The sequence below is a fragment of the Micromonospora sp. NPDC093244 genome, assembly GCF_040683695.1.
In the GTDB taxonomy this organism is placed as follows: domain Bacteria; phylum Actinomycetota; class Actinomycetes; order Mycobacteriales; family Micromonosporaceae; genus Micromonospora.
Genome location: NZ_JBFBEO010000006.1, coordinates 54,508 through 74,480, shown reverse-complemented (window position 1 = coordinate 74,480; position 19,973 = coordinate 54,508). Strand labels below are relative to the sequence as shown.

Annotated in this window: 18 protein-coding genes and 1 pseudogene; 10 read left to right on the top strand and 9 right to left on the bottom strand. The window is 69.1% G+C overall.

Translation table 11 applies throughout. The features are described 5' to 3' along the window. Positions 1–47: 47 nt before the first annotated feature. The 4 genes and pseudogenes from AB0N27_RS25125 to AB0N27_RS25110 form a co-directional block, all read right to left on the bottom strand. A complete protein-coding gene (locus tag AB0N27_RS25125) occupies positions 48–437 on the bottom strand; it encodes an HNH endonuclease signature motif containing protein (protein ID WP_364374515.1) in 390 nt (129 codons plus the stop codon). Positions 438–571: 134 nt separating this feature from the next. Next, on the bottom strand, positions 572–922 hold the full coding sequence (locus AB0N27_RS25120; protein WP_364374512.1) for a transposase: 351 nt from the start codon (positions 920–922) through the stop codon (positions 572–574). A 67-nt stretch (positions 923–989) separates the two neighbouring features. Further along, positions 990–1,475: pseudogene (locus tag AB0N27_RS25115) on the bottom strand (transposase); the annotation flags it as partial. Beyond that, positions 1,366–1,791, bottom strand: coding sequence for a hypothetical protein (locus tag AB0N27_RS25110; protein WP_364374509.1), 426 nt, complete (start codon positions 1,789–1,791; stop codon positions 1,366–1,368). The pseudogene AB0N27_RS25115 and the gene AB0N27_RS25110, both read right to left, overlap by 110 nt. A gap of 84 nt (positions 1,792–1,875) precedes the next feature. On the opposite strand from AB0N27_RS25110, the gene AB0N27_RS25105 reads away from it, so the two are divergent. Together AB0N27_RS25105 and AB0N27_RS25100 are read left to right on the top strand one after the other, a co-directional pair. Continuing rightward, positions 1,876–2,124: a hypothetical protein gene (locus AB0N27_RS25105; protein ID WP_364374506.1), complete on the top strand. Its 249-nt coding sequence runs from the start codon at positions 1,876–1,878 to the stop codon at positions 2,122–2,124. A 906-nt stretch (positions 2,125–3,030) separates the two neighbouring features. Then, a complete protein-coding gene (locus tag AB0N27_RS25100) occupies positions 3,031–4,068 on the top strand; it encodes a hypothetical protein (protein ID WP_364374503.1) in 1,038 nt (345 codons plus the stop codon). A gap of 5 nt (positions 4,069–4,073) precedes the next feature. On the opposite strand, the gene AB0N27_RS25095 is transcribed toward AB0N27_RS25100, so the two are convergent. After that, positions 4,074–4,625, bottom strand: a complete 552-nt coding sequence (locus AB0N27_RS25095) for a hypothetical protein (protein WP_364374500.1) — start codon at positions 4,623–4,625, stop codon at positions 4,074–4,076. A 449-nt stretch (positions 4,626–5,074) separates the two neighbouring features. Here AB0N27_RS25095 and AB0N27_RS25090 point away from each other — a divergent pair, with 449 nt between their 5' ends. From AB0N27_RS25090 to AB0N27_RS25080, 3 genes are all read left to right on the top strand, one after another. Continuing rightward, complete coding sequence (locus tag AB0N27_RS25090; protein WP_364374497.1) at positions 5,075–5,356, top strand: hypothetical protein; 282 nt, start codon at positions 5,075–5,077, stop codon at positions 5,354–5,356. 117 nt (positions 5,357–5,473) lie between these two features. After that, positions 5,474–6,958 carry a hypothetical protein gene (locus AB0N27_RS25085; protein WP_364374494.1) on the top strand — a complete coding sequence of 495 codons (1,485 nt, stop codon included), beginning with the start codon at positions 5,474–5,476 and terminating at the stop codon, positions 6,956–6,958. A gap of 495 nt (positions 6,959–7,453) precedes the next feature. Further along, on the top strand, positions 7,454–7,687 hold the full coding sequence (locus AB0N27_RS25080) for a hypothetical protein (RefSeq protein WP_364374491.1): 234 nt from the start codon (positions 7,454–7,456) through the stop codon (positions 7,685–7,687). Positions 7,688–7,842: 155 nt separating this feature from the next. Here AB0N27_RS25080 and AB0N27_RS25075 read toward each other — a convergent pair whose 3' ends face one another. Further along, a complete protein-coding gene (locus AB0N27_RS25075) occupies positions 7,843–8,208 on the bottom strand; it encodes a hypothetical protein (RefSeq protein ID WP_364374488.1) in 366 nt (121 codons plus the stop codon). 336 nt (positions 8,209–8,544) lie between these two features. On the opposite strand from AB0N27_RS25075, the gene AB0N27_RS25070 reads away from it, so the two are divergent. Further along, positions 8,545–9,213 (top strand): HNH endonuclease family protein, encoded by a 669-nt coding sequence (locus AB0N27_RS25070; protein WP_364374485.1) that lies wholly within the window; start codon positions 8,545–8,547, stop codon positions 9,211–9,213. A 53-nt stretch (positions 9,214–9,266) separates the two neighbouring features. Here AB0N27_RS25070 and AB0N27_RS25065 read toward each other — a convergent pair whose 3' ends face one another. The 3 genes from AB0N27_RS25065 to AB0N27_RS25055 all read right to left on the bottom strand — a co-directional run bounded on the left by AB0N27_RS25065 (position 9,267) and on the right by AB0N27_RS25055 (position 11,168). Further along, a complete protein-coding gene (locus AB0N27_RS25065; RefSeq protein WP_364374482.1) occupies positions 9,267–9,518 on the bottom strand; it encodes a hypothetical protein in 252 nt (83 codons plus the stop codon). A gap of 130 nt (positions 9,519–9,648) precedes the next feature. Continuing rightward, a complete protein-coding gene (locus AB0N27_RS25060) occupies positions 9,649–9,882 on the bottom strand; it encodes a hypothetical protein (protein WP_364374479.1) in 234 nt (77 codons plus the stop codon). A 290-nt stretch (positions 9,883–10,172) separates the two neighbouring features. Further along, positions 10,173–11,168, bottom strand: a complete 996-nt coding sequence (locus AB0N27_RS25055) for a DUF6745 domain-containing protein (RefSeq protein ID WP_364374476.1) — start codon at positions 11,166–11,168, stop codon at positions 10,173–10,175. Between the two features lie 317 nt (positions 11,169–11,485). Here AB0N27_RS25055 and AB0N27_RS25050 point away from each other — a divergent pair, with 317 nt between their 5' ends. From AB0N27_RS25050 to AB0N27_RS25035, 4 genes are all read left to right on the top strand, one after another. Continuing rightward, positions 11,486–13,225 carry an Hsp70 family protein gene (locus AB0N27_RS25050; protein ID WP_364374473.1) on the top strand — a complete coding sequence of 580 codons (1,740 nt, stop codon included), beginning with the start codon at positions 11,486–11,488 and terminating at the stop codon, positions 13,223–13,225. Position 13,226: 1 nt separating this feature from the next. Next, the gene (locus tag AB0N27_RS25045; RefSeq protein WP_364374470.1) at positions 13,227–15,323 is read left to right on the top strand and encodes a hypothetical protein; all 2,097 of its coding nucleotides are present in this window, start codon (positions 13,227–13,229) and stop codon (positions 15,321–15,323) included. Positions 15,324–15,889: 566 nt separating this feature from the next. Further along, positions 15,890–18,955, top strand: a complete 3,066-nt coding sequence (locus AB0N27_RS25040) for a BTAD domain-containing putative transcriptional regulator (RefSeq protein ID WP_364374467.1) — start codon at positions 15,890–15,892, stop codon at positions 18,953–18,955. After that, positions 18,952–19,878 carry a DUF2637 domain-containing protein gene (locus AB0N27_RS25035; RefSeq protein WP_364374464.1) on the top strand — a complete coding sequence of 309 codons (927 nt, stop codon included), beginning with the start codon at positions 18,952–18,954 and terminating at the stop codon, positions 19,876–19,878. Before AB0N27_RS25040 ends, AB0N27_RS25035 begins: the two co-directional genes overlap by 4 nt. The last annotated feature ends 95 nt before the right edge of the window (positions 19,879–19,973 follow it).

The following is a 19,973-nucleotide window of genomic DNA, read 5'->3' as shown; positions in this document are numbered from 1 at the left end:
GGCGGTCACTCAGGGAGAATCAGGGCGGTGTTGCCTCCAGTGCTTCTCTATCCACCAACGTGTCCACGACCCAGCTTTGTGGCGAGCGGCTGCCCCTGCAAAGGCGCGTACCCCGGGTACCTAACCAGTTCGTCTCGCAGACTGATCGTCAGGGTGCGCGGGTCAACCGCGATGTCCCTCTGATCAGAGAGCCGGTGAACACCCCGTCTCAGGAGCAGCCCTCCATCATCATGGTGCTGGCCAACCGCTGCGTAGCTGTACAGGTGCGCCGCCTCCAACACTGCGGCAGGACTAGGCCCGCTGAAGGCGCACACCGGCCTCAGGGCCGCGAACAGGCGTTCCCTGAACCCACGCTGACCCACACGGACGCGCACCCTCGCGTGCCGGTGCCCGCTCGGGCGTGACTGGACCCAACTGCTCGCTTCTTCAAGGAACATCGCACCCCGCCCTCTGCCGGCACTCCACAATGCCTCGGCAAAGGCGTCCCAGCGGGGAGTGTGCCGATTTCCGTGTTTGGGCCTGTGGTGTGATCGAGGTTGTTAGATGGCGATCCGGTCGCCGTAGGCGAGGATCAGGGCGTTGGGGCCTTGGCCCAACCGTAGACCCGGCCGGTGATGCTCCCGCCGCCCTTACGTCTCTGCTGGACGACGAGGTAGAGGACCTTCATCGCGGCCTGCTCGGTCGGGAAGTGCCCGCGCCGCCGGGCGGCCTGCCGGAACCGTGCGTTGAGGCTCTCGATGATATTGGTGGTGTAGAGGACCTTGCGGACCTCGTGGTCGTAGTCGAGGAACGGCACGAACTGCGGCCAGGAGGTGCGCCAGAGCCGGATCACGGCGGGGTATTGGTCGCCGAACTCGGTGGCGAACGCCTCGAACCGAGCCTCGGCAGCCGCGACGGTGGGGGCGGTATAGATCTCCCGCAACGCCTGGGGTGATCTTCTGCCAGTCCTTACGATTCGTGTAACGCAGGTTGGCCCGCACGAGGTGCACGACGCACTGCTGGTGCACCGCCTGCGGCCATACCTGCTCGATGGCGTCAGTCATGCCTTTCAGGCCATCGGAGCAGACCATGAACACGTCCTCGACACCGCGGTTGCGCAGTTCGGTGAGGTAGCCGGCCCACTGCTTGGCGCCCTCCCCGCCGGTCCCGGCCCACATACCGAGGACGTCGCGTTCCCCGTCTAGGCTTATGCCGACCACGACGTAGACGGGCCGGTTCGCGACTTGCCCCTGGCGGATCTTCATCACCAGGGCGTCGATGAACACCACCGGATAGATCCTGTCGAGGGGCCGTTGCCGCCAGGCTTCCATCTCGTCGACGACGCTGTCGGTGACCCGGCTGATCAACTCGCGGGACACGTCGGCGTCATACACGTCCGCTAGATGCGCGCAGATCTCCCCGGTCGTCAGGCCTTTGGCATACAGCGACAGGATCGCCTCGTTGAACCCGTCCAACCGGCGGACGTGCTTCGGCACGATCCGCGGCGCGAACGAACCCGCCCGATCCCGAGGAACCTGAATCCAACCTCGGTCTGCACCGTCTTCGCCCCGTGCCGTTGCGAATATTGGTCCGCCGGCCGGTCGCCTCGTCGACGCCGACCTCGTCGAGGTGCGCATCCAGCTCCGCATCAAGCGCTGATTCCAGGACCGTGCGGGTGATCCCCGCGAGGAGCCCTCCCGGCCCAACCAACGAAACGCCGTCGGCTTTGGCCCGCGCGACCAACTGCTGCGCGAACTCCACCTCAGCCGCCGTCGGCTCCGGAAGCTGAACAGCGTTCTTCTTGTCTGCCATGACGTGGTCCTTCCCGGACAGGATCCACGTCCTGTCCAACGGACCACACCCAGGTCAAACACGGAGATCTACGCAGTCCCGGTCGTGGTGGACTTGCCGGTGATAGCGGTGCCATACGGCGGCCAGGTCCTGGAGGCGGCGTACCGCGCCGCGACGGCCGGTGGTCTGTTGGGTGTGCACCGGTTGATCACGGCCGCGATGAAAGATGACGACCTGCCGATCCGGTCCCTGTACGTTCGAGGTGCCGTTCGGGCCGCGACGGACCCGGCTCAGTTGCGGGGGTTGCTGGTCAGCCGTACTGCGCTGGTTCGGGCTGAGGCGCTGCAGGCGTGATCTGGGCGCTGCTGAGGCGGCGTTGCCTGACCGGCATCCGCTGGTGCGGGCGATCGCTCAGGCCGCGCTCCGCTGCGGCGGCGCGGATCCGGCCGAGTTCTATCGCCTGCGTGCTCGTCGGGAGGCGCCAGCACCGGGGGTGATCGCCGGGCTGGACGAGACCGGTGATGCCGAGGATGCCGGCCTGGTTCGACGGTGGCTGGCGCATCCACGTTCGCGTGGTCGAGTCGAAGCGGTCCGAGCGTTGCGTCGCCTCAGCGTGACCCGATCGGTCGAACTGGTGCCACTGCTACGCGACGAGTCCGGCGCGGTATCGATCGCCCACGGAGTTGAACTCCCACGCCCCCAGTACCACAGGTGCCCGAGGACTGTCCGCGTCACCGGCGGCGAAGGTGCAACTAGTGACCCTCATGGACGACGGCCTGGAGCTCCTCCCGCTCTGGCGGAGCGAGGGTGACTGGCTACGCGCATCACCGCAGTCGTCTTCGGATTGCACGGGGTGGGGGCGATCACCCGGTCCTGCCACCGAAAGGCTGGTCAGTGCGATCACGGCGGGTCGCGACTCCACCAAGCACAAGCACGAGGGTTGCACCACCGCACCCGACTCATCCGGCTAGCCACTGCAATCACAGGGGCAGATGCCCGGGTGTGAGCCTGATGGTCGATACTCTGGGTGCTCTCCGGAGGTCGACCGCTCGCCGCATCGGCCCTCGGGGTCTGCTCGGGCCGCATTGCCCTGCGTAGGCGCGGATCGTCCGACCGCATTATGGGCTGTTCGCGGTCGAAGGGTGACGAGGGTATCGGGAGGCAGCGCGAGTGGTGCGGAGTAACGCTTCTCGCGGTTTCAGATTTGGTTTGGCTGCGGGAGCGCTCATCGGCTATGTCGTCAGTCGCCGTGGGTACGGCGTGGTGCAGAGCGCTTTGCCGAACGCCGCCCCGGCGGGTGCGAGCGAGTACGCCAGCGAGGGTACGAGCGGGAATGCCTCTGGCCCTGGAGTACCCGGGTCGTCCGGGCAGCCGGTTGGTCGACTGCCCGGCCCGGCCGCGGTCCGCAAGCTGCGCAACGTTGACGACCAGGACCGGGCCGTCGCGAAGCGGCAGATGGTGGCCTTGGTGGTCTTGCTTGTGCTGGCGGGTTCTGCGAGCGCGTTCGGATACGGCCGGATCAGCTACCAGGCCCCGCCGCTTCGGGACAACGCCGACAGCCCTGCTTACGAGCTGACCGTGGGGGCCAGGATCCATTCAATGAGGTTCGAGATCAACAATTTGGTCACGACCATTCAATTTGCAATCTCCGGATGGGGCTCTGAATCCAGGGTGGCCCTCAGCTGGAACGATGGAGACAAAGCGGAGATTCTGGAGGCGAAAGCGCAGGCCGTCAACGGGGAATCGATCGAGGCGAGCGGCTGGCGCACAGTCACCAGCGGGGACGCTTCCCTCGAACTCGTCCCGCAGATGAACTCGCCGCCGTCGTCGATCACCCTGACCCTCAGGAACGGCAGCCTGACCCGTTCGGGTCAATACCAGTTCCTACGGACCAAACGGATCGACATCAGTGGTGCGGACGGCTCGACCGAAACGGCTGATGGCCTCGTGCTAGTCAACTCCGGCTCCTACACGGTCGAACGCCTCGCGACTGGAGGCGTGAGCCGTCCAGGCGAAACGGAGGGCGCCACCACCCGGTACGCGGTGAACGTCGCCCAGATCCGCGGAAGCTGGGACAGCGTTCTCCCCGTACCGGCGGTCTCCATCGACATGGTCGACGTCGAACGACAGCGCGGCCGGGATCCTCTCCTGCTCGCCCTCGGCGCGGGGCTCGGGTTCGCCGGCGGCCTGCTGATCGAGATTGTGCTCACCGCCGCTCACCTCATCACGTCGAGGAGGCGGACCAACCCACCGGCGGGGTCGGAGATCGAACATGACTACCCATGCCGCGGCGAGTAGCAGGCTCACCTCACCGCGCAGATGTCCCCGGCCCCGATCCGTTTGATCGTGTCGGCATCGGTCAGCCCTGTCGAAAAGCCCATTAGCGCAGGCCAGTCATCCTGTTCCTCCGCAATGTAAAACTCCGGCCCGAGACTGTTCTCTTCCAACACGAACCGCGCCCCGTAGACCTGCCGTGCCTTCCTAACACTGTCGCCCAACCGCAGACCCTCGACCGTCGCCGCCGCCTGCACATCTTTCCCCACCGGAGTGATCGAGTCGGCTGGCCTCGGCCCGATCAAATAGCCCACCAATCCGTCCGCGCTGAAGACCAGAAACACACCGTCCCAGTTTAGGAACTTCGACATCACATGGCTGTCGCACCCCGCCTCTCTCGACTCGGAAGGGCCCCACCTGGCATGGACCCGGTCGGAAACCGACTCGATCGAGTCACCAAACTTCGCCAAACCGATGCCGTCCTTACTCAACACCAACGACGTAGTGCCGGGCGCCTCCCCATCGCCCGACGACGAGGAACCGGAACACGCCGCAGCCGCCAACACCGTGACCGCGAACACCGCGATGACCGTCCTTCGGGCGGACCCACGAACACCACTGCGCACCTGGCCTCCCGCACATGTCTGTTGTTGCCGGCGTGCACCTCAGCACCCGGGCGCACCGTAGCCCAACCGGCTCCAGACCCTCAGGGCCGGCGGACAGGTAACGAGACGCCGCAACTCTTCACCGTCATCCGCCCCACGGGGGAGTTAACGCGATTGTCGACCGAATCCGCAAAACTCCCGCTGCATGAACGCAAAAGGTTGCCGACCGCTCCACCGCCATCAATCAGTAGCCGTGCAGTCACACCGCGACCTTGCCCGAAAACAGAACCCGCCGCAACCGGCACCCAGCTTCCGGCGGGCGCTGCCACTGGCTCGTTGAGCCGCTTGCCCATGGTGCAGCAGGGCAAACCCAGGCGGAGCTGGCCGAACCCGCCGACCACGACCGAGACTCAGGTCCGCTGTTCGTGCGCATCGACCGTCACGGCGGGCTCAGCCGCACCCCCACCGGCAGCGGCAGCAGTGACGGCCGGTTCACCGGCCTGGCCGTCGCCCTGATCGTGGCCCGCACCGCCGCCGCCAGGCTCACTCCGGCCGCCGGCCGCCTGGTCCGGCCACTCCTGCGGCGCGGCCTCTTCGCCACCGACACCCACCGCACCGGCGCCGACCCGCTACGCATTGCCCGCGTCGGCGGCTGGAAAGACGGCTCCGCCATCCTGCTCGGAAACATCGACGACGTTGACCGCTGACAGGCCATCTACTGGCGGGTGCCGCCTCTGATCCTCTTGCTGAAATCCGAGCCCAAATCGCTTGATGGCAGGGTTAGCGCAGCTAGACGGCTTGCTGGGGAATGGGAAGCTGTTCTGGTGGCTCAGAGTTCAGCGCGGGAATACTCGTATCAGGAGTTCAGCTCGTTCGTGCGGCGCTTCCATCAAGAGGCGCTGCTGACGGCCGTCGCGCAACGTTCCTTGCGGGTGCCGTTGCGGCTGTCCGCCGAGGACCTTGCCGCGCCTGTCTTCCTGCAAACGCCGCCGTGGGCGCTGGCTGCGGTCGCGAAGGCCTCCATCGTGCACGGCAATGCGCACCGGACGGCCCTGCCGCGCGAGCGGGACATCGTGATGGCGTGCCAGATGCACGAGCGCCTCGCCTCGGACGAGTCCGACCATGCCGATCTCAGCTCAGCTTTCTCGATTTTCGCGCGAACCCTCTACGAACAGTTCCCATACCAGGAGCACGGGCTGGCCGAACTCGCCCGCCCGGTGGCCTTCTTCGACGACTACACCGGCCGCAAGCGGTTGGAGGTGATCTCACCGGATGCGATGACCCAGCTTCTGGGCGCCCCGACGGTCACGGCGACGGAGATCGTGATCATGCTGGCCACCTCGGCGGAACACAACAGCGGATTCTTCGACCCGGCCTGGCTCGATCAGCCGCAGTTCGCCGAACTGCTCACAGTGCTGCCGCGGGACGAGATCCTGGCCGTCATACACTCTGTTTTCGCGCAGACCATGGACGAGTTCCGGCAGGAGAACATCGCCGCGGCCCAGCGAACACCGCTGCCGCACCTGGACCGCTACGCGTTCAACCCGCTGACGTCTCGACCGATGGTGCGGCTGTCCGGCGGCAGGCTCATCGCGCCGGTTCGCCATCTCATTCCCCGCCGCCTGACACCCCTGGAGCTCTACTACGTCGGACTTGGCCGGTGGCGCACGGCGTTTACGCGCGACCTGGGAGAGCTGCACGAGGACTACGTCGGGCGGCAGTTCGCCACTCTTCCGGCCGTGTCGGTCCACCCGGAGGTCGTCTACCGGGAGGGCAGGCAGGAGGCCAAGAGCACCGACTGGTTCGTGGTCTTCGACGACCTGGTCCTGCTGGTCGAGACCAAAGCGACCCGGTCCCCGCTGGCTGCCCGGGCGGCCGATGCCACCGTGCAAGACGCTTACATCCGGACGCTCGGCGACGCATTCGGCCAGCTCGGACGGACCCTCGATAAGATCCGGGCCGGTGCGCCCGAGTTCGCTCACATCCCGACTGACCGGCCGTTCATTGGCATGGTAGCTACCCTCGACCCGTGGTACGTCGCCAACAGTCTCGGCCGAGCGTTCCTGCCTACCCCAGCGTTGCCCACCCTGGTGGCACCGCTACGTGACATCGAGCAGTTGGTCGCTATCGGGCAGCAGCGGGCTGTATCCGGCGTCCTCTATGGGATCGTCCAAACCGGCGACGAACGTCAGACCTGGGAGCTCGGCACTGCATTGCAGCAATATCACGACACTCATACCCGCAACCCGATGCTGCAGGAGGCCTTCGAGCGACTCCCGATTCGTAGCGGCGCTGTACCCACGCGCTGACCATGCCGACGGAGAAGCTGGGCTGGTTCCCGACCCTGCTGACTGCGCTCACGTGTCGTCGGCGTCCGGGACGACAGGAGCTTCGGGCGGGCATCGGCGTGAAGGGCGGGGCAGCAAGCTTGCTCACCACCGTCGATCCGGCGCGCTCGTACTGATCGCGGTGCTGGCCATCGGGGCTCTGGCATACGTCGTCAAGCTCAGCGGCGGTGACGTGGCCCGGTTTGCCCCCGTGGCGATACCAGCAATCGCCACCGTCGCGGGCGCGGCGATTAGTGGGATGGTTGTGTTGCGGAGGCGGCCGACCAGGTGCCGCAGGTAGCGGGTTGCCGGGGCCGGAGTTCAGCTCCGGCCCGGCATGCCCACGTAGTCATCAAGCCAGGATGACTACTGCTGGAGATCCGTGCTCTGGCTCGGGTGGCCTTCTCGCCGGGCCTACCCACATCCGGCCGGCGTGGTCTGAGGCGCTCTGCGGTTGGGGAGACGAGAATCCATCGCATGACTGACGACACGTACCCGGACGGGACTCCTCTGCCCAGGTGCATTCGCTGCGGACAGCCCATCGAGGCTGATGAGCCCATCTGTCACCGGGGCTTCATCTGGTCGGACCACACGGTGAAGACCACGCAGTGGATGCTGGAGAATCCGGCGCAGTGCGCGCACCCGCGTTGTGTCTTCGATTTCAACGAGATGTTGGGGCTCAACGAGAGCCCGAACTCTCAGGAATGGTGACCTCGATCCACTCAGCGGCCAGGGGCGACAAGGCGAGATGGCCTGTGACCCCGAGGATTCGGTTGCCCCGTGGGGCACCAGGCCCCGGACGCAGCGAAGCCCAGGAAGCGGGCCGAGGGGTCCTCAGTGGAACCGACGGCAGGGAGCCAGGGGGCTCAGCGACGATCCGCCGTCCGCTGCGCCAGCTTCATTTTGATGGTGTCCAGGATGCGGTCCCGGAATCTGCGGGCCTCTTCCAGAGCCTCCTCCGGCGTCTCCCCGAACACGTAGAAGTCCCCGTCGGGGACCATGCCAGTCTTCACGATGGGCCTGGCGTAGGAATCCCCGTCCCCCATCCAGAGTCCGTGAACCACCTCCGCCTCTACGTCCTCTGCGGCGGCCTGGGTGAGCGACAGCACGTCCAAGAGTTGGTCCTGAGTTAGTTGGGAGACCTCCTCACTGTGTGGGTCCCTCAACTTCCGATCCACCGCCCAGGCCGCCCAGAGCGGCTTTGACACGGAGATCACGATGGGCTGGGTCATGTCGTCTGCCTCCCTCTGGAGCGCCTTGCTCAGGCTCCCAGAGTATGGCTGGCACATGCCAAGCGGCCAGAAGAGCCATGCCGTTACTGGTAGCACGCTCACCCTGAGCTACCCCGCTCCTAGCCAAGGGGTTCAAGGGCTGACGCTGACGCCGTTAGACGCCAAAAACTCGTTGGCGGCATGCGGAGTTCCCACCAAGTCTGTCCACTCGTGCCCGCATCGCAAAGAAGCGCACCGAAGTTTTGTGGCTGCTTCGTTACCCCTTCACAAACACATCCTTCGATGGTCATGATCGTGAGAGACGGTTGCTGTCGACCCAGTGCCGAGGAGGCCCTCATGCGGGGAACCCCAGTCTCTGCCCGTTTCCCACGCATCACACGCCATTCCGCCGCAGTCTTCCTCGCCGCTGTCGCCGGCCTGGTCGGCGTCAGCGCGCAGCCTGCGTCGGCCGCACCTCCCGGGATCCCGTCGAAGGCGACGGCGCAGTCGCAGCTAAACGCCCTGACCGTGGCGACACAGGGCTCGACGAGCGGCTACTCGCGTGACCTGTTCCCGCACTGGATCACGATCAGCGGTAGCTGCAACACCCGCGAGCAGGTCCTCAAGCGTGACGGCACCTCCGTCGTCGTCGACAGTTCCTGCGCTGCCACCTCCGGCCGCTGGTACAGCCCCTACGACGGCGCCACGTGGACGGCGGCCTCCGACGTCGACATCGACCACGTCGTACCCTTGGCCGAGGCTTGGCGCTCCGGCGCCAACTCCTGGACGACCAGCCGCCGGCAGGGCTTCGCCAACGACCTCACCCGCCCGCAGCTGATCGCGGTGACGGACAACGTCAACCAGTCCAAGGGCGACCAGGACCCCTCCACCTGGCAGCCGCCCCTGTCGTCGTACCGGTGCACCTACAGCAAGATGTGGATCACCGTGAAGTACAGCTGGGGCCTGACCCTGCAGTCGTCGGAGAAGTCCGCCCTGCAAAGCATGCTCAACACCTGTAGCTCCTGACCACGATCCGGCTGCCGGTCCGCGCCCCCGAGGTGCAGACCGTCAGCCGGGTACTAGGTCTGCTGTGGCGGCTGGCTATCGCCAGACTGCCTGCGCCACTGGCCGCCCGCGTCGGCGGCGAGCAGACGCTTGACCATGGCGAGCGCCTCGCCTTCGGTGTCGAACTCCCACCGCAGCACCCGGCCAGTCTCGCTGTCGCCGGCGCGGGCGGTGACCTTCCACCGCACCTCGCGGACGAGCCACACATCTCGGCGGCCCAGGCGGCCCCAGATCCCGTTCCACCAGCGCGCCGCCACATCCTCCACCAGCGAATCGTACAAGCGTTCGATCAGCGGATGATGTTGGGTAGCGATGGAGCCGGGCTGGGGCGGTGTCGTCCTCTGGCCGGCACACGGTCCGCTCCGGCTTTTGGTCGGTTGACAGCCCATGCTGACGTCACTGGTCCCGGGGGACAGGGCCGTCGTACCGGAAGGTTGGCGGGTCGACCTCGCTGGCGCAGCGGAGGTAGCGGTGCTGCACCGGCTGGCTGGGGTGCTCGCGCGCGCCGAGGTAGGCGCCGCTCTGCGGCAGGACGATGGCCTGCGGAAGGGACCCGTCGTCGTCGACCTCGATGTGGGTGATGCGGCCGTCGGCAGGTCCGCCGAGCAGCCATGCCTCGACGGCGGGCATCAGCGACTCACCGTCAGCGTGGCGGCGGCTGTCAGCAGGCCGGCGACGGCGGCGATGAGAGCGGCCGTCGCGCCGATGAGGCCAGTGACACCGGCGAGGTGCTCCAATGGTGTCGACCTGTCCGCGCGCCGCGATCGGCTGTGTCCACCCCGGTCATGGCTGCGCTCCTTCGTCGGTGGATGGGACGTAACGTCGTCCCCGCGCAGGTACTTCAGCAGGGTTGCTCCGGCCGATCAATGCCTGATCGCATTAGCTGTGGACAACGCAGGCTCCTGTGGATAACCAGATGGTCACTGCGGGCTTCTGAGATCATGCTCCGGTCTTGCCGACCCCGAGCGAGGTGGGCCGATGAGGACGCCGTCTTGGGCCCAGACTTGGTGACCGTCGGGCCATTGGATAGCTGGCCCGTCGTCGGCATGGAGACGGTCCTGCTCGTCGAGTGTGAGCAGGGTGGGTCGCTCGCTCATGACCACGGTTTCGGGGAAGGCCCACCAGGGTCCGCTGGTGAGGGCGATGTCGCGGCAGCCCTGCCAGGCGCTGCCGGGGTCGGTATCGAAAACTCGGCGGTAGGTGTCGATGGCCGCCAGGACCATGAGGTCGGGGTAGAAGCACCAGGCCGGGTCGAAGAATCGGTCGTTGAGCCCGGGTGTGCTGTAGCGGACGACGGCACGGGCCTCATCGTGCTGGTCGACGAGCCCGTGCTCGTCGGACCAGTACCAGGCCGGTTGGAGCGTGTAATCGGCGCTGATCGCTCGGTCGATCGCCGACCACGCTGGGCTCAGGACGTGCCGGTAGGTCTGGTGCACGGCGTGAAGCACGGGCCGCAGCGCCGACCGCTCGGACGGCAGGACCGGCGGGCACCGGTAGGGGCGCTCCATCAGGTCGTACCGCTCGTCCATGCCGTCGTAGCGTTGCTCGCCGTAGAACCCTTTGCGTTCGAAGTAGGAGTGGAACTCGCCGAAGGCGGCGAACCCGTCAGTGTCGCTGGCCCGATCGATGAGTGGGGCGCGGGTTGCGGACAACGCGTGGTTCAACACCGCGCGACGCACGGAATTGACGAGTGAGGCCTGCCCCTCTTCGAGAAACCGCCCGATGAGCCCGAGTGCGGCCCAGGGAGACGGGCACCAGATGAACTCTGTGGGCTCGGGCCTGCCTGCGGTGCGGTAGGCGGCGCGGGCAGCGGCTTCGGCGGTGTCGTGGTCGGCGGGTTCGGTTGTCAGGACTGCGCGGGTCCATGTGCGGGCGATGCCGTCGGTGGGGTAGGCGGGTGTGTTCGATGGCTTCACGGTTCCATCCAATGCGTGTTGGTGTCGTTGGCAAGAGGCACGCAGGCGGGAGACGGCCTATCCACGAGGGTTCCTCGAGGAGATTCGTTGGCGGTTTGTGACGCTGGTGCGGTTTCGGCCGGTGTCTGCTGGCCGTGAGTGATTGACAGGTGACGTGAATGTGATCCTCATGTTTGACTATGGACATGGGGTCGGGGGAAGCGCGGTTGTCGATCGACTGCGGCAGCGCCGGCACCCAAGCCGTCCTGGCGTGGGCCGACGGCAGCGCGCACGTGCTGTCATTCGCCGGAAACCCATCCCTACATAGCGCGTCGTATATGCCCGTGAAGGGGCAGGCGGCGGGGCATCCCGCGGCTTTCATTCCGGGCCCGCGCCGTCCGGTGGAGGACGCGACGGCAGGTGACGCTGGCGGCGACGCGCTGGAGGTGGCGGCGTCGCCGCTGCGCAGGGTCGCCGCCGAAGCCGAGCGGGTCGTCGGTCAGCCGGTGAGGGATGTGCGGGTGGTAGTCCCGGCGGGGTGGGGGCCCCGGCGGCGGACCTGGATGCGGCAGGTCGCGCACCGAGCGGGGTTGCCGCAACCACGTCTGGTGGAGGCCCCGGTGGCGGTCGCCGAGTATCTGCTCACCACTGGTGTGCAGGTGCCGGTCGGCGCGTTTCTTGTCGTCTGTGACGTTGGCGCCGGCGCGGAGGTGACGGTGCTGCGCCGCGGGCCGGCCGGGTTCGAGGTCCTCGCGACCCTCGCCGACGCCACGGTTGGCGGCACGGCAGTCGACCACGCGCTCGCCGACGCCCTCATCGGCCCGTCGACGGGAGACGGTCAGGGCGCGTCGCGCGCGTCGGTGGGGGACAGCGTTCGGGTGGCCAAGGAAGCGTTGGTGATCCATCCGGCCGTCACGGTTCCGCTCCCGGACCGGCCGCCGGTGATAGCGAACAGCGCGATGCTCGACGAGGCCGTCCGACCGGTGGCGTGGCGCATAGCGCAGTTGACGCAGGAGACAATCGCCGCCGCCGAGCTCACGGTCGGCGACCTCGCCGGCATCTACTGTGTGGGCGGCAGCGCCCAGCTACCGCACCTAGCGGCGGCGATCGCCGAGCACACAGGCACCGCACCCGTCGTCGTGCCCGAGCCGTGGTTGGTCGCGGCTCGCGGCGCCGCAGACGTCGGCGCCGTCGATACCGGAACGGTCGAGCGGGTGCAGGTGCCGGTGCCACCCGTGCGGCGGGCGGCGGCGATCGCGGTACCCGGCTTCGCGTCGCTGGCCCTGATCTGGCAGTGCCTCCTGACCGCCGAGGAGCATGGCGTGCTCGGCGTGTACTACTCGGTGATTGTGAACTGGGGCGAGTTCACCATGGCCGCGGTGATGGCCCTGCTGGCGTGCCTGGCCGCGGGCACGGTCCTCGGCTCGCTGATCGCCGCCCGCAGTCCCACCCCCGGCACCCGAACCGAAGGGGGAAGGGTCAGCGTCGGAATCCTCGCCGCGGTGTCCCTCGGCGCGGCGATCGCCGGCCTGTACGCGGTGGTCACCAGCCAATACTTCGGCATGCCCGTCGGCCCGTACTTGAAGTGGGCGCTGTGGCCGATCGCGCCGGTGTCGGTGATGGCCGTGGCGATGGCGGTCGTCGCCGCCCGGCAGTGGCGTTCCCCGCACGGCGGCTGGTCGGCGTTGCTGGCCGCGCCGACGGGCTCCATCGTCGCCGCCACGCTCGGCATGGGGTTGATCCAGTACTCCCTGACCGCCGACCGGTGGCCAGCTCGGATTTTGTGGATCGACATCGCCGGCCGCGTCGGCGGTTTCCTCCTCGGCGTCGCCGTCGTCATGGCGGTGGTGACACCGTTGATGTTCCGCCTGATCCTCGCCGCCCCGGTGTCGGTAATTTGCGCGGCGATCGTCAGTAGACGGGCCGCCGGGATGCTCGGCGTCATCTACGCCATCGCCGTCGCGACCTGGTGGGCTACTCGGCTCTGGAGCCGTGTCCTGCGCCCCGCCCCGCCCACTCCCACCGCACCGCCCACGGGCCGGCTTCGGGCGGACATGTCACCGGGTGGAGGCGGGTGACATGCGGTGGCCGCGGCAGCTGATGTCGCTGCTGTTCGTCCTGACCCTTCTGGCCGGCCCTCCGATCGTGCTGCTGTCACTGATTGGAGCACCCCTACAAGGGTGGCCGAGCGCCGCGCAGGCACGCGAATGGGTGCAGAACCCGCTGACTGAACAGACTCTCACCGCCGCGCTCACCATCGCGGCCTGGCTGGTGTGGCTCCTGCTCGCCTACACGGTGATCATCCGGGTGCTGGCCCGACTCCGCGCGACCGTGTCGTGGCTGCGGCGCATGCCGCTACCGACACCCCTGCAAGCCACCGCCAGCGGCATCGCCGGCGCGGCCGTATTCGGTGTCAGCTCCCACGCGATCACCGCACCGCCACCGCCGGACACGCAGCCGGTAGCGGCCGGAACCCTCAACGACGCCGCCAACCCGACGCCCTCAGACGCGGGCGTCGTGGCCGACACCGGGATCGGCGTCGCTGGTGGCTGGCTGCCACGCGACGTGGCCGAGCAGGTCAGCGCGGCGGCGGCCCTGGTGTGGCTGCGCCGCCGCCGCGCCTACCAGCCCCGCCCGCCCGGCCCGCACGGCCACGACGACCCGGACCTGGCACCACTGCCCCCGACGGTAGCCGCCGTACAAGCCGCCCTCGCCGACTCGCCATCACCTGCCGAACCCGGCGCGGCCTCGGCCGGCCCGTCACTGCTCGACCCGCCAACCGCTGGTCGGGCTTTGCCCCGAACTGGGGTCGGTCTTACGGGGCCAGGGGCGCAGGACGCCGCCCGTGGCCTGCTCGTCACCAGCCTCTTAGCTGGGCGCCACCACCCGACAGTGTCCGTGGTCGTCACTCGACCCGTCCTGGCACCGTTGCTCCGCTCTATCGCCGCAACGCTGGCCCGGCGACTGCCAGGCCTGGCCGTCATCGACCATCTCGGGCAGGCGGCGCAGTTCTTCTCCGGCAGCCCTTCCGGTCGGGGCCTGGGCGCAGGGGACCAGTCGCAACGAGACGCGCAGGAGGACACCGGCCCATCCGGTCCCACCCTTATCGTCGATGCGCCGTCCGCAAGGGACAGCGCGGACACCCTGGCGAGTTTGGCCACCGCCTCCGCCGCGGTGGCCGTGCTCGGACGCTGGCCTGCCGGTCAAACGTGGCAGGTCGACCCGTCGGGGCATACCCGCCCCCTAGACGGCAACAGGTCAGCCGGGCCACGGATGTGCGTCCTTAGCCAAGTCACGGCCACCGACCTGCTCACCGTGATCGCCCACCCCGACCCGACACCACCACACCCGGGGACCTCCGGTCCGTCGCGCAATCACACCGAGGCGGGTCGACCCGTGCGGTGGGAGGCCAGCGCCCAGGATCACCCCGTCCGCTCCGGCAACGACAAGCGACGCCTTCAGCTGCGCGTGCTGGGTGAGCCGACGCTGCTGCTGGATGATCATCCTGTGGCGATCCGGCGCACCGCCGCGCTCCAGGTCCTCGTGTTCCTCGCCGCCCACCCTGACGGAGCCGACACCCGAGAGCTGACCGACGCGATCTGGCCGGGCCTGCCCCGCCACTCCCTGACCGGCCGCCTCTACACCACCGTCAGCGACCTGCGCGCCACCATCCGCTCCGCAGCCGGGGTGAGCATCATTGAGCACAGCGACGACCGGTACCGCCTCGATCCCACCGGCGTCACCGTCGACCTGTGGCACTTCCACCACACGGTCCGCGACGCCACGACCGCCGTCACCACCGACGCGACGACCTGGAAGGCCGTCATCGACGCCTACTCCGGTGACCTCGCCGCCCGCCGGACTTGGCCCTGGCTCGACCCGATCCGCGAAGCCACCCGCCGGCACGTCCTCGACGCGCATGCGACTCTCGCCGCCGCCAGCCCTGACCCCCGGCAGGCCCTCGAATGGCTGCAGGCCGCCATCCGCATCGACCCGTACAACGCCGACTTGCACACCCGGGCGGTCACCGCACTCATCGCCCTCGGCGACCACGACGCGGCCGACCACCTGCGGCAGGGCTACACCCGTCGCCTCGCCGCAGCGGGCATCCTCCCCACCGACATGGCCGACACGACAGCCAGCCTGACGGGCCAACCCGCCATCCCCACCTGGTGACCCTCCCTACCTTTTCATGGCCCTAGCAGGGGAATCCGGTCGCAGGCAGGCTGGCGCAGCCTGGTCAGGGCCTCCGTCGCCAACTGTCGGGGGCCACGGAGGTCGCCAGGCACATCACCGCCACCCGGTGGCGCGCAGCCAATCCAGCACGATCACGCCTGGTACGACCTACCGCCCTGACGTACGCATGGGCCCCCGGGCGCGCATAAAACTTGGACCAGCAGGGCGTCATCGCCGGCGTCACCCGGCCACCCAACGGCTCCTGCCCGGCGGGTGGCTGACCGCCCGGTGGCCCCACCTGGCACTAACCGCTCCGAGTCGCAAGCCCTCTCCGACTTCGCAGCCTCGGCCTACCTCGCGGGCAGACCGTCCGCTACGGCCCACTGTGTCGACCTGCGGGTGTGAGGTCGTGTGAGGTGCGGTGAGGTGCTGTCAGCCACCAGCGACTCCCACCGGCACACCGGTGGTCATAGCGTCGCCGTCAACCGCCTCACCCGCCCGGCAGGACACGCGCCCCCGGCGGGGGAGCCGCCCGGGACAGCATCCGCCGCAGGAAGGAGGGACGTGTGTCAAACCGATCGACGCGCACCGCCGCGATCACCACATCCATCCTGGGCACGGCGACCGTGCCCGTCGTCCTTGCTCGCACCGGCGTATGGACGCCGACGCTGCCGTCACCGGCCTCCGTCCAGCAGTGGGTCACCAAACCGATGACCAGCGGCTTCCTCATGGCCCTCACCGTCGCCGCGGCGGCGGCCCTGTGGCTGCCGCTAAGCACCACCATCCTCCTGCGCGCCTACAGCGCGGTGGCCCACCGCCTCAGCGGCATGTCGGCGCTGCGCGTCCCCGGTCCCGTGCAGGGCATCACCGCCGCCCTGCTCGGCGCCACCGCCGTCACCACCGCCGCGGGCACCGCGCACGCCGCACCACCCAGCACCACCGTCGGCGACGTCAACGACGATCATCCGGCGCGCTCGAGCGGCACACCCGTCCCGCACCGAACCGCCCGCGACACCGCGTCGCCGGGCGGCACCTACACCGTGCAACGGGGCGACACTCTGTCCGCCATCGCCCACCGGTGCCTCGGCGACGCCAACCGCTGGCCGGAGATCTTCACCCTCAACCGCGGCACCCACTTCCCGCACGTCGGCGGCACCTTGCGCGACCCGGACCTCATCCATCCCGGCTGGACCCTGCGCCTACCCGCCGACAACACCCCCAGCATGCCCGCACCGCCGACGTCACCCACCGACCCGCCGGCCAGGGGCACCGCGCCACCACCATCCGCCCCTACCACGGCACCGTCGACGCCGGCCCCACCACCGCCTGCCCAGCCGACGACACCGGCGCCTCACCACCGAGACGACGGCATCGAACCAGACGCGACCAAGGCCACGGACACCACCGCGCCCGGCGACCCGGCACCCACCTCACGCGCCCCGACCACACCCACCCACCCCGCCGCGACCAACGACCCGCACACGCCAACGCCGCGACCACAGGCTGAGCCCGGGACCACACTCGACACCGGCAGCTGGCTCGACGCAGGGCTCGTCGCCGCCATCCTCGCCGCCGTCGCCCTGACCTGGGCACACCGCCGCCACCGCTACACCCGACGTCCCCTCTCGGCCGACCCGCGCCTCGACGACCCCGACATGGCGCCCATGCCTGCCGTGATCCACCAGATCCGCCGCCGCACCATCCCCGCCCGCCGCCGCGTTGAGCGGCCCGCCGCCATCGAACTGCCCGAAGAGAGCGTGAAGCCCTCCCAACAGCACGCCCACGACAGCCCCGACCCCGTCGAACCCGACGACGAGGACACCTCCGGCACACCACCACCTGCCGCCAGCCGTGGGCCCTGCCCGCTGGTGCCATCGTTGGCGCACCCGCTCACCCCGATCTGGCCGACCGCCGGCCTCGGACTCACCGGTCCCGGCGCGGAGCCCGCCGCCCGCGGATTCATGGTCGCCGCCCTAGCCGCCGGGGGCCTCGACGCACCGGACGAGCGCACCTGGCTGGTCATACCCTCAGCGACCGCGGCGACGCTGCTGGGCGCTGATGCCCTCAGGCTGCCCCACACGCCGCGGCTGACCGTCACCGGTGACCTCGACGAGGCCCTCGACCTGATCGAGGCGCAGGTCCTGCACCGCAGCCGCATCGTCTACGCACACGAGGTCGACACCGTCGCCGCCGCCCGCGCGGCGGACCCCACCGAGGAGCCGCTGCCGCCGGTCCTGCTGCTGGCCGACGCCGCCACCCGCCACCAGCGCCCCCGCACCGCCGCGCTCCTCGCCCAAGGCCAACGCCTGGACATCCACGGCGTGCTGCTCGGCGCCTGGCCCGACGGCGACACCGTCGTCGTCGCCGCGGACGGCACCACCAGCCACGCCGACGGCCAGAGCCCTCGCCACGGCGATCACCCTGCCGTCATCGGCCGGCTGGCCGTCCTCACCCCATCCGAGACCAGCGACCTGCTCGTCACCCTCGCCGAGTCCCACACAGGCCAGCCGCAGGCACCCGCCCCAGCTCAACCAGCCGCCCTCGCCCAGCTCAGAACAGCGGCACCTGACACGCAACCTTTGCCCGATACCGAATCACCGCCACCTGACGACTCTTCCTGCGACGACGGCGCTTTGCCGGCCTCCGACCCGCAACCGGTGCCCACTGCCTCGGCAACACCGGACAGCGCCGACAGCGAGACCGCCGCAGCCGCCCCAACAGGGGCGGACCTGCCCGCCAACGCCCACGCCCCGAGCGCCGACACCTCCCGCGATGGTGCGACCACGCCATCCTCCGAGGAACCGGACCCCGATCGCGCGGCCGAGGACGGCCAGGAGACCAACCACGGTCGGGTAAAGGTGGCCGTGCTCGGCCCCGCCGCCATCGCCGATATCCCACCCGGGCCGACGCTGCGCAAGAAGTCCCTCGAAGTGCTCGTCTACTTGGCCGTCCACGACGGCGCCGCCACCGTCGAGGCGATCCTCGATGACCTGCTCCCCGAGGCCCCCGCCACCAAAGCACCCGGCCGGCTCTACACCTACGTGTCGGACCTGCGCACGATCATGCGCCGCACCGCGGGACCCGGCACCTACCTCACCCACCCGCACCAGCGGTACGTCCTGAACCGCGACGCCGTCGACGTGGACCTGTGGCGCATGCGCGCCGCGATCCGCGACGCCAACCAGGCCACCGACCCGGCCAAGCGCCTCGACGCGCTGCGCCGCGCGGTCGACACCTACCGTGGGCACCTGGCCGACGGCGCCGACTACGAATGGATCGAGCCCTACCGCGAAGCCGTCCGGCAACAGGCACTCGACGCCCACCTCGCCCTTGCCGACGCCCTCGCCGACAACCCCGCCGAGCAACTCACCGTCCTGAACGCCGCGATCGGCCACAACCCGTACGCCGAAGAGCTGTACCAGCAGGCGATGCGCGCCCGCGCCGCGCTCGGGCACCTCGACGCGATCCGCAGCCTGCGCCGTGCCCTGACCCGCGCGCTCGGCGAGATCGACGCCGAACCCAGCGATGAGACCATTGCCCTGGCCGACCAGTTGGTCGCCCAGGTGCAGCGCCCCGCCCGCCGACCGGACCCGCTGCCGGCGCGCCGGCCCAGTGACGGACCCGCCGCATGACCGCCACAGCGCCACCCCAGCAGAGCACCGCCCGCACCTCGCAAGCAGCGCAGGTCGACATTCAGCTCCTGACCCGCCTGCGGTGGGGCGTGCGAGCCGTTCTCACCCTCGGCGTCGCCGCGTCGATCGCGGCGAACGTCCTGCACGCCCAGCCGAACCTCATCAGCCAGGTCATCGCCGCGTGGCCGCCGCTGGCGCTGCTGCTGACCGTCGAACTCATCTCCCGAGTACCCGCGGACCGCCGTGGCCTGGCCGCCGCGCGGTTGATTGCCGCCGCGGTCATTGCCGGCATCGCCGCCTGGGTGAGTTATTGGCACATGGTCGGCGTCGCCGCCCGCTACGGCGAAACCGACGCAGCTGCCTCCTACCTGCTGCCCATCTCCGTCGACGGACTGGTCGTCGTGGCCAGCATCAGCCTGGTCGAGATCGCTGGCCGCATCCGCACCCCCTCCGTCAGACCGGCGCCTGCGTCGACCGATGCGGGCGACGCCGAGCAAGTCGCACCTACGCGCCCGAGGAACGATGCACACGACCGGCGCACGGATCCCTCTCACCACGACACAGACCGGCCAGGGAGAAACCGTTCCCGCATCACCGGCTCCTCAGTCGCGCCAGTCGAGAACTCCGACGAGCAGGACAAAGTCAAGACTCCGGGCGTTACCCAACAGATTGAGCCGAACCCCTTCGGGGGTCAAAGACATGAGCCCCAGCCGGACGACCGCGAAAGCAGCGCAGAGGCGCCGTCGGACACCGCTGGAGCCGTGGCCTACTGGTACCGCCAGGACCCGTCCCTGCACCCTGCCGACATCGCCACCAGAATCGGCCGATCCGAGCGCACCGTCCGCCGGTATTGGCCACCCGTGCCGCGAACCTCGAACGGACACGACACCAGCCGTGCCGCCGAGCAGGTTCGCCTCTCGTGACCGCCCCGTTGTGCCCTGAACGGTTAAGGCAACCGGTGGGCCTGCTGGCGCAAGCACCCGCCAGGGTGTGGCTCGAGGTGCGGGGTGGTGCCAAG

Bases quoted from the DNA above. Each gene is read 5' to 3' on its own strand.
- AB0N27_RS25050 (WP_364374473.1), top strand. From the start codon at position 11,486: ATGCCCGTGAAGGGGCAGGCGGCGGGGCATCCCGCGGCTTTCATTCCG.
- AB0N27_RS25060 (WP_364374479.1), bottom strand. From the start codon at position 9,882: ATGCCCGCCGTCGAGGCATGGCTGCTCGGCGGACCTGCCGACGGCCGC.
- AB0N27_RS25070 (WP_364374485.1), top strand. From the start codon at position 8,545: ATGCGGGGAACCCCAGTCTCTGCCCGTTTCCCACGCATCACACGCCAT.
- AB0N27_RS25080 (WP_364374491.1), top strand. From the start codon at position 7,454: ATGACTGACGACACGTACCCGGACGGGACTCCTCTGCCCAGGTGCATT.
- AB0N27_RS25035 (WP_364374464.1), top strand. From the start codon at position 18,952: ATGACCGCCACAGCGCCACCCCAGCAGAGCACCGCCCGCACCTCGCAA.
- AB0N27_RS25110 (WP_364374509.1), bottom strand. From the start codon at position 1,791: ATGGCAGACAAGAAGAACGCTGTTCAGCTTCCGGAGCCGACGGCGGCT.
- AB0N27_RS25045 (WP_364374470.1), top strand. From the start codon at position 13,227: ATGCGGTGGCCGCGGCAGCTGATGTCGCTGCTGTTCGTCCTGACCCTT.
- AB0N27_RS25125 (WP_364374515.1), bottom strand. From the start codon at position 437: ATGTTCCTTGAAGAAGCGAGCAGTTGGGTCCAGTCACGCCCGAGCGGG.
- AB0N27_RS25075 (WP_364374488.1), bottom strand. From the start codon at position 8,208: ATGACCCAGCCCATCGTGATCTCCGTGTCAAAGCCGCTCTGGGCGGCC.